This is a genomic window from Tepidimonas sediminis, from assembly GCF_007556605.1.
Taxonomy (GTDB): domain Bacteria; phylum Pseudomonadota; class Gammaproteobacteria; order Burkholderiales; family Burkholderiaceae_C; genus Tepidimonas; species Tepidimonas sediminis.
This window is the reverse complement of record NZ_VJND01000005.1, coordinates 141330-147764: the sequence shown is the minus strand read 5'-3', so window position 1 is coordinate 147764 and position 6435 is coordinate 141330. Positions and strand designations below refer to the sequence as shown.

Here is a 6435-nt window from a genome sequence, read left to right as displayed (position 1 = left end):
GGGCGGCGCTGGGGGGTGGGGCTGCCGCTGGCGTCGGGACTGGTGCTGGGCGGGGCGGTGGTGCACCTGCTGGCCGACGCGCAGACGGCGCAGCTGCGCCTGCGCGCCGAGCAGGCCGGCGAGCAGGCCGCGCAGGCGCTGCAGCGGCGGCTGGATGCGCAGCTCGACGCGCTGGAGGCGATGGGACAGCTGCTGGCGCGCGACCCGGCCATCGGCCAGGAAGCCTTCGAGCAGGCCGCCGGGATGTGGTTGCGCCGCTACCCGGGCACGCAGAATTTCACCTTCAACTGGCACGTCCCGCGCAGCCAGCGCGCGCGCTACGAGTGCTGTGAACCGGGCTGGCCGATCCTGGGACGGGACGCGGCCGGGCGGCGCTTTCCGGCCGCGGATGCCGACGAGCACATGGTGATCACGCGCCTGGCCCCGCTGGCCGGCAACGAGGCCGCACGCGGGCTGGACGTGCTGAGTTACGAGCCGCTGCGCCGCGCCGTGCGCCAGGCCATCGCCAGCGGCCGGCCGCACGCCACCGAGCCGTTCCGGCTGGTGCAGGAGCAGGGCGCGCAGCGCGGCATCGTCGTCTACCACGCGGTGCACGCGGCTCAGCCGCCGCACGCGCTGCTGGGCATCGTCTCCAGCGCGTTCCGCATGGGCGACGTGACGCGCGCCGCGCTGGAGGCGCTGCCGCTGCCCGGCCTGGCGCTGTGCCTGATCGACCTGGACGCCAGTCCGGGCAACCGGCGGCTGGCGGGCGCCGAGGGCTGCGAGCTGGCCGAGCCGCCCGCGCCGCTGCCGGCGCGCCATGCCTGGCCGGTGCGCTTCGCGCAGCGCCACTGGCAGCTGCGGCTGGACGCCACCGAGGTCTTCTGGCGCCAGGCCGCCACCGACGCCCGGCTGCACCTGACCGCCAGCACCGGCTTCGTCGCCGTCGGGCTGCTGACGGCGTTCCTGCTCGTGACCACCGGACAGCGTCGCCGCGTCGAGCAACTGGTGCGCGAGCGCACGCTGGAGCTGGCCCGCAGCCACGCCCAGCTGCAGCAGCTGGCGCATTACGACACGCTGACCGGCCTGGTCAACCGCAACCGCTGGTCCGAGCTGGCGCGCGCGGTGCTGGACAGCGCGCAGCGCGAGGGGCGCCAGGTGGCCATCATCTACCTGGACCTGGACCGCTTCAAGCACGTCAACGACAGCCTCGGCCACGCGCAGGGCGACCGGCTGCTGCAGGCGGTGGCGCAGCGGCTGCAGGGCTGCCTGCGCGGCCGCGACGTGGCGGCGCGCTTCGGCGGCGACGAGTTCGTCGTGCTGCTGCCGTGGGTGAAAGGCCGCGAAGGCGCCGCGGTGGTGGCGCGCAAGATCGCGCGCGTGCTGGACGCCTCCATCGAGCTCGACGGCGCGCGCGTGCGCATCGGCGCCAGCTTGGGCGTGGCGCTGTTTCCGGACGACGGCGCCGACCTCGACACGCTGCTGCGCCACGCCGACACGGCGATGTACGCCGCCAAGGCCGCCGGGCGCAACCAGTGGCGCTTCTTCGAGCCGTCGATGCAGACGCACGTCTCGCGCCGGCTGCAGCTGGAGTCGGCGCTGCGCGAGGCGCTGGCCGATCCGTCCGGCAGCGGGCTGCGGCTGGCCTTCCAGCCGCAGGTGGCGGCGCGCGACGGCCGCCTGGTGGGACTGGAGGCGCTGCTGCGCTGGCAGCATCCGGTGCTGGGCACGGTGCCACCGGCCGAATTCGTGCGCGTGGCCGAGGAGGCCGGCATCGTCGACCGCCTGGGTCACTGGGTGCTGCGGCAGGCGCTGGCGCAGCTGGCGCGCTGGCGCGCCGACGACCCGGCGGGCTTTGCGGCGGTGCGCGTCGCCGTCAATGTCTCGGCGCACGAGTTCGCCCACGCCGACTTCGTCGCGCAGGTGCGGCAGGCGCTGGACGGGGCCGGCCTGCCGGCGCAGGCACTCGAGCTGGAGATCACCGAGAGCCTGCTCGTGCAGGGGCGCACCGACGTCATCGAGCGGCTGCAGGCGCTGCAGACGCTGGGGGTGCGGCTGAGTCTGGATGACTTCGGCACTGGCTACTCGAGCCTCGGGTACCTGAAGCGGCTGCCGATCGGCACGCTCAAGATCGACCGCGGCTTCGTCGAGGGCATCCCGGCCGACCCGGACAGCGTGGCCATCGTGCGCGCCACGCTGTCGATGGCACACGACCTCGGGCTGGAGGTGGTGGCCGAGGGCGTGGAGACGCCGGCGCAGCGCGACTTCCTGCGCGCGCACGGCTGCGCCGCGCTGCAGGGCTGGCTGTACGCACGGGCGCTGGCGGCTGACGAGGTGCCGCACTGGCTGGCCCGTCATGCCCGTGCCACGACCGCATGAGCACCGCGATGGACCTCAAGCCCCTCGTCACCCTGCTGGCCATCGTCAATCCGCTGGCCGTCGTGCCGTTCTTCATCCACTACACGCAGGGCATGAGCCGCGCGCAGCGCCGCCGCACGGTGCTGGTGTCGTCCTGCACGGCGTTCGCCGTCATCGCCGCCAGCGCCGTCGCCGGGCTGCAGATCCTGGACTTCTTCGGCATCTCGCTGGCCAGCTTTCAGGTCGGCGGCGGCATGCTGCTGCTGATGTCGGCGATGGCCATGCTCAACGCCCAGCCGGCCGAAGCCAAGGCCACGCAGGAGGAGGTGGCCGATGCGGCCAGCCGCACCTCGATCGCGGTGGTGCCGCTGACGATCCCGCTGCTGACCGGCCCGGCCACCATGTCCACCGTCGTCATCTACGCCGAGCGCGCGCAGACTTTCTGGCAGCACGCGGCGCTGGTCGGCTACGGCGTGGTGGTGGCGCTGGCCACCGCGGCGTGCTTCGCGCTGGCGGAACCGATCGCGCGCGTGCTGGGCAAGACCGGCATCAACGTCATGACGCGCCTGATGGGCCTGATCCTGGCCGCGCTGGCGGTGGAGGTGATGGCCGCCGGGCTGCTGCGGCTGTTTCCGGCGCTCGGCGCTGCGGGGTGAGGCACGGCCCCGGGACCGGCATGCAGGCGCGGTCACGGGGTTTCGTTACCATCGCGTGCATGCCGCACACCGCCCGCCCCCTGCACGTGCTGATGATCTGCATGGGCAACATCTGCCGCAGCCCCACCGCGCACGGCGTGCTGCGCGAGCGCCTGCGCCGGCGCGGGCTGCAGGCGCACATCGTGGTCGATTCGGCCGGCACGCACGGCTACCACGTCGGCCAGCCACCCGACCCGCGCGCCCAGGCGCACGCGCGCGCACGCGGGTACGACCTGTCGGACCTGCGCGCGCGGCGCCTGACCGTGCAGGATTGCGAGCGGCACGACTGGCTGCTGGTGATGGACGCGGCCAACGAGGCCGTGGTGCGCTCGCTTTGCCCGCCGCCGCACCAGCACAAGATCCACCGGCTGGCGCGCTTCGCCCGCCGTCACGCGGTGCACGAGGTACCCGACCCCTACTACGGCGGGCCGGAGGGCTTCGAGCGCGTGCTCGACCTCGTCGAGGACGCCGTCGAAGGATGGCTCGATCACGTGCTGACCCCTCATCCGCAGCCTCCCATCCCCACGCCATGACGAACGACACCGCCGCTGCGCTCCCTCACCCCGGCCCGCTGGCCGGCGTGCGCGTGCTGGAGCTCGGTCAGCTGATCGCCGGGCCGTTTGCCGCGCGCGTGCTGGCCGACTTCGGCGCCGACGTGATCAAGATCGAGCCGCCCGGCCAGGGCGACCCGCTGCGCAAGTGGCGCCTGCTGCGTGACGGCACCTCGGTGTGGTGGGAGGTGCAGTCGCGCAACAAGCGCTCGGTCTGCGCCGACCTGCGCACGCCCGAGGGGCAGGCGCTCGTGCGGCGGCTGGCGGCCGAGGCCGACGTGGTGATCGAAAACTTCAAGCCCGGCACGCTGGAGGGCTGGGGCCTGGGCTGGGAGCAGCTGCACGCGCTCAACCCGCGGCTGATCATGCTGCGCGTCTCCGGCTACGGACAGACCGGCCCCTACGCGCACAAGCCGGGCTTTGCGATCCTGGGCGAGGCGATGGGCGGCCTGCGCCACCTCACCGGCGAGCCGGGGCGGGTGCCGGTGCGCTGCGGTGTCTCGATCGGCGACTCGATCGCCGCGCTGCACGGCGTCATTGGCGTGCTGCTGGCGCTGTACCACCGCGACGCGCACGGCGGCCAGGGCCAGATGGTGGACGTGGCGCTGTATGAGAGCGTCTTCAATCTGATGGAAAGCCTGCTGCCGGAGTACGACGCCTTTGGCGTGGTGCGCCAGCGCAGCGGCAGCGCACTGCCCGGGATCGCGCCGTCCAACGCCTACCGCTGCCGCGCCGACGGCGACGAGGCCGAACCCTACGTGCTGATCGGCGGCAATGGCGACGGCATCTTTCGCCGCCTGATGCAGGCGATCGGCCGCCCGGACCTGGCCGACGACCCGGAGCTGGCGCACAACGACGGGCGCGCGCGCCGCGCCGCCGAGCTCGACGCCGCCATCGAAGCCTGGACGCGCCAGCGCACCGTGGACGAGGTGATCGCCGCGCTGGAGGCCGCCGACGTGCCGGTGGGCCGCATCTACACCGCCGCCGACATCGCGCACGACCCGCACTACGCCGCGCGCGGCATGGTGGTACAGGCCACCGACCGCGAGGGCCGGCCGCTCAAGGTGCCGGGCATCACCCCCAAGCTCAGCGCCACCCCCGGCGCGCTGCGCACGCCGGCGCCACGGCTGGGCGAGCACGGCGACGCGGTGGCGCGCGCCGGCTGGGGCGCGGCCTGAGCCACCGCCAGCGAGCCCGACATGACCAGGGAGGACCGACCGATGATCGACGCCACCGCCGACCACGCGGTGTCCGCCACCGCCGCCGCGTTCGTGCCGCCGCCGCGGCGCGCCGCCTGGCGCCGGCTGCAGGCGCTGGCCGCCGCCCCGCAGCCGCACCTGTGGCAGCGGCTGGCCGCGCAGGACCAGGCGCGCACCCGCGCGCTGACGTTCGAGGCCGCCGGGCTGACGCTGGACGCCACGCACCAGGCGCTGGGCCTGACGGAGTGGGAGGCGCTGCTGGCGCTGGCGGCCGAGTCGCGCGTCGCCGAGCAGGCCGAGGCGCTGCGCCGCGGCGCGCCGGTCAACGCCACCGAAGGCCGCGCCGCGCTGCACGTGGCGCTGCGCGGCAGCCACTGGGCCGACGCCCCGTGGGGCGAGACGATCAACCGCGCCGTGCGGCAGGAACTGGATCGCATGCTGGAGGCCGCCGAGCGGCTGCGCGCCGGCGCCTGGCCGGGCACCGGCGGCGCGCCGATCACCGATGTCGTCAACCTCGGCATCGGCGGCTCGGATCTGGGGCCGCGCATGGCGGTGCAGGCGCTGGCGGCCCACGCGCACCCGCACGTGCGCGTGCACTTCGTCTCCAACCCCGACGCTTGGGCGCTGCACGACACGCTGCGCCGGCTCGACCCGGGGCGCACGCTGTTCATCGTGCAGAGCAAGTCGTTCACGACGGTGGAGACGCAGCGCCTGGCCGACAGCTGCCGGCGCTGGCTGACCGACGCCGGCGTGGCCCCCGAGCGGCAGGCGCCGCACTGGATCGCCGTCACCGCGCACCCCGACCGCGCGGTGGCCTGGGGCGTGCCGCGCACGCAGACCTTCGTCTTTTGGGACTGGGTCGGCGGGCGCTACTCGCTGTGGAGCGCGATCGGCTTGCCGCTGGCGGTGGCGATCGGCCGCGCGGGCTTCGAGCAGCTGCTGGCCGGCGCGCACGCGCTGGATCGGCACGCCTGGGAAGCGCCGCCCGAACGCAACCTGCCGCTGGCGCTGGCGCTGCTGGGAATCTGGAACCGCAATTTCCGCGGCTGCCCGACGCACCTGCTGGCGATCTACGCCTGGCGCCTGGGCGAATTCGCGCGCCACGTGCAGCAGCTCGACATGGAGTCCAACGGCAAGCGCGTGCACGTGGACGGCAGTCCGGTGGCGGTCGACACCGGTCCGATCGTCTGGGGCGGCCAGGGGCTGGACGCGCAGCACGCCTACTTCCAGCTGCTGCACCAGGGCACGCACCGGGTGGCGGTGGACTTCATCGGCGTCTGCCAGGATGACACACCGCTGCCGGCCGCCGACGAGCACCGGCGGCTGGTGCACGCCAACCTGCGTGCGCAGGCGCGCGCGCTGGCCATCGGTCGCGACCCGCAGGCCACCGCCGAGGCACTGCGCGCCGAGAGACTGGACGAGACCGAAGTGCGCCGGCTGACCCCGCACCGCACCTACCCCGGTGGCACGCCGAGCAACCTGCTGTGGCTGCCGCGGCTCGACCCGTTCCACCTCGGGGCGCTGGTGGCCGCCTACGAGCACAAGGTGTTCTACCAGGCCGCGATCTGGGGCATCCACCCGTTCGACCAGTGGGGCGTGGAGCTGGGCAAGACGCTGGCGCGGACGGTGGACAATAGCGCCTGCCCGTAACAT

General features: G+C 74.2%; 5 protein-coding genes. All 5 read left to right on the top strand.

Annotated features, from left to right (window positions below; all coding sequences use genetic code 11):
- The coding region (locus tag Tsedi_RS05925; RefSeq protein WP_143894609.1) for a putative bifunctional diguanylate cyclase/phosphodiesterase at positions 1–2358 on the top strand (2358 nt) is incomplete at its 5' end.
- A gap of 8 nt (positions 2359–2366) precedes the next feature.
- Complete coding sequence (locus Tsedi_RS05920) at positions 2367–2993, top strand: MarC family protein (RefSeq protein ID WP_143894626.1); 627 nt, start codon at positions 2367–2369, stop codon at positions 2991–2993.
- Between the two features lie 59 nt (positions 2994–3052).
- Positions 3053–3565, top strand: coding sequence for a low molecular weight protein-tyrosine-phosphatase (locus Tsedi_RS05915; RefSeq protein WP_143894607.1), 513 nt, complete (start codon positions 3053–3055; stop codon positions 3563–3565).
- Positions 3562–4761, top strand: a complete 1200-nt coding sequence (locus Tsedi_RS05910) for a CaiB/BaiF CoA transferase family protein (protein WP_143894605.1) — start codon at positions 3562–3564, stop codon at positions 4759–4761. Before Tsedi_RS05915 ends, Tsedi_RS05910 begins: the two co-directional genes overlap by 4 nt.
- A gap of 42 nt (positions 4762–4803) precedes the next feature.
- Positions 4804–6432, top strand: coding sequence for a glucose-6-phosphate isomerase (gene pgi, locus Tsedi_RS05905; RefSeq protein ID WP_185970595.1), 1629 nt, complete (start codon positions 4804–4806; stop codon positions 6430–6432).
- Positions 6433–6435 lie beyond the last annotated feature (3 nt).

Coding starts and splice junctions, on each gene's coding strand:
- Tsedi_RS05910 (WP_143894605.1), top strand. CDS start 3,562: ATGACGAACGACACCGCCGCTGCGCTCCCTCACCCCGGCCCGCTGGCC.
- pgi (WP_185970595.1), top strand. CDS start 4,804: ATGATCGACGCCACCGCCGACCACGCGGTGTCCGCCACCGCCGCCGCG.
- Tsedi_RS05920 (WP_143894626.1), top strand. CDS start 2,367: ATGGACCTCAAGCCCCTCGTCACCCTGCTGGCCATCGTCAATCCGCTG.
- Tsedi_RS05915 (WP_143894607.1), top strand. CDS start 3,053: ATGCCGCACACCGCCCGCCCCCTGCACGTGCTGATGATCTGCATGGGC.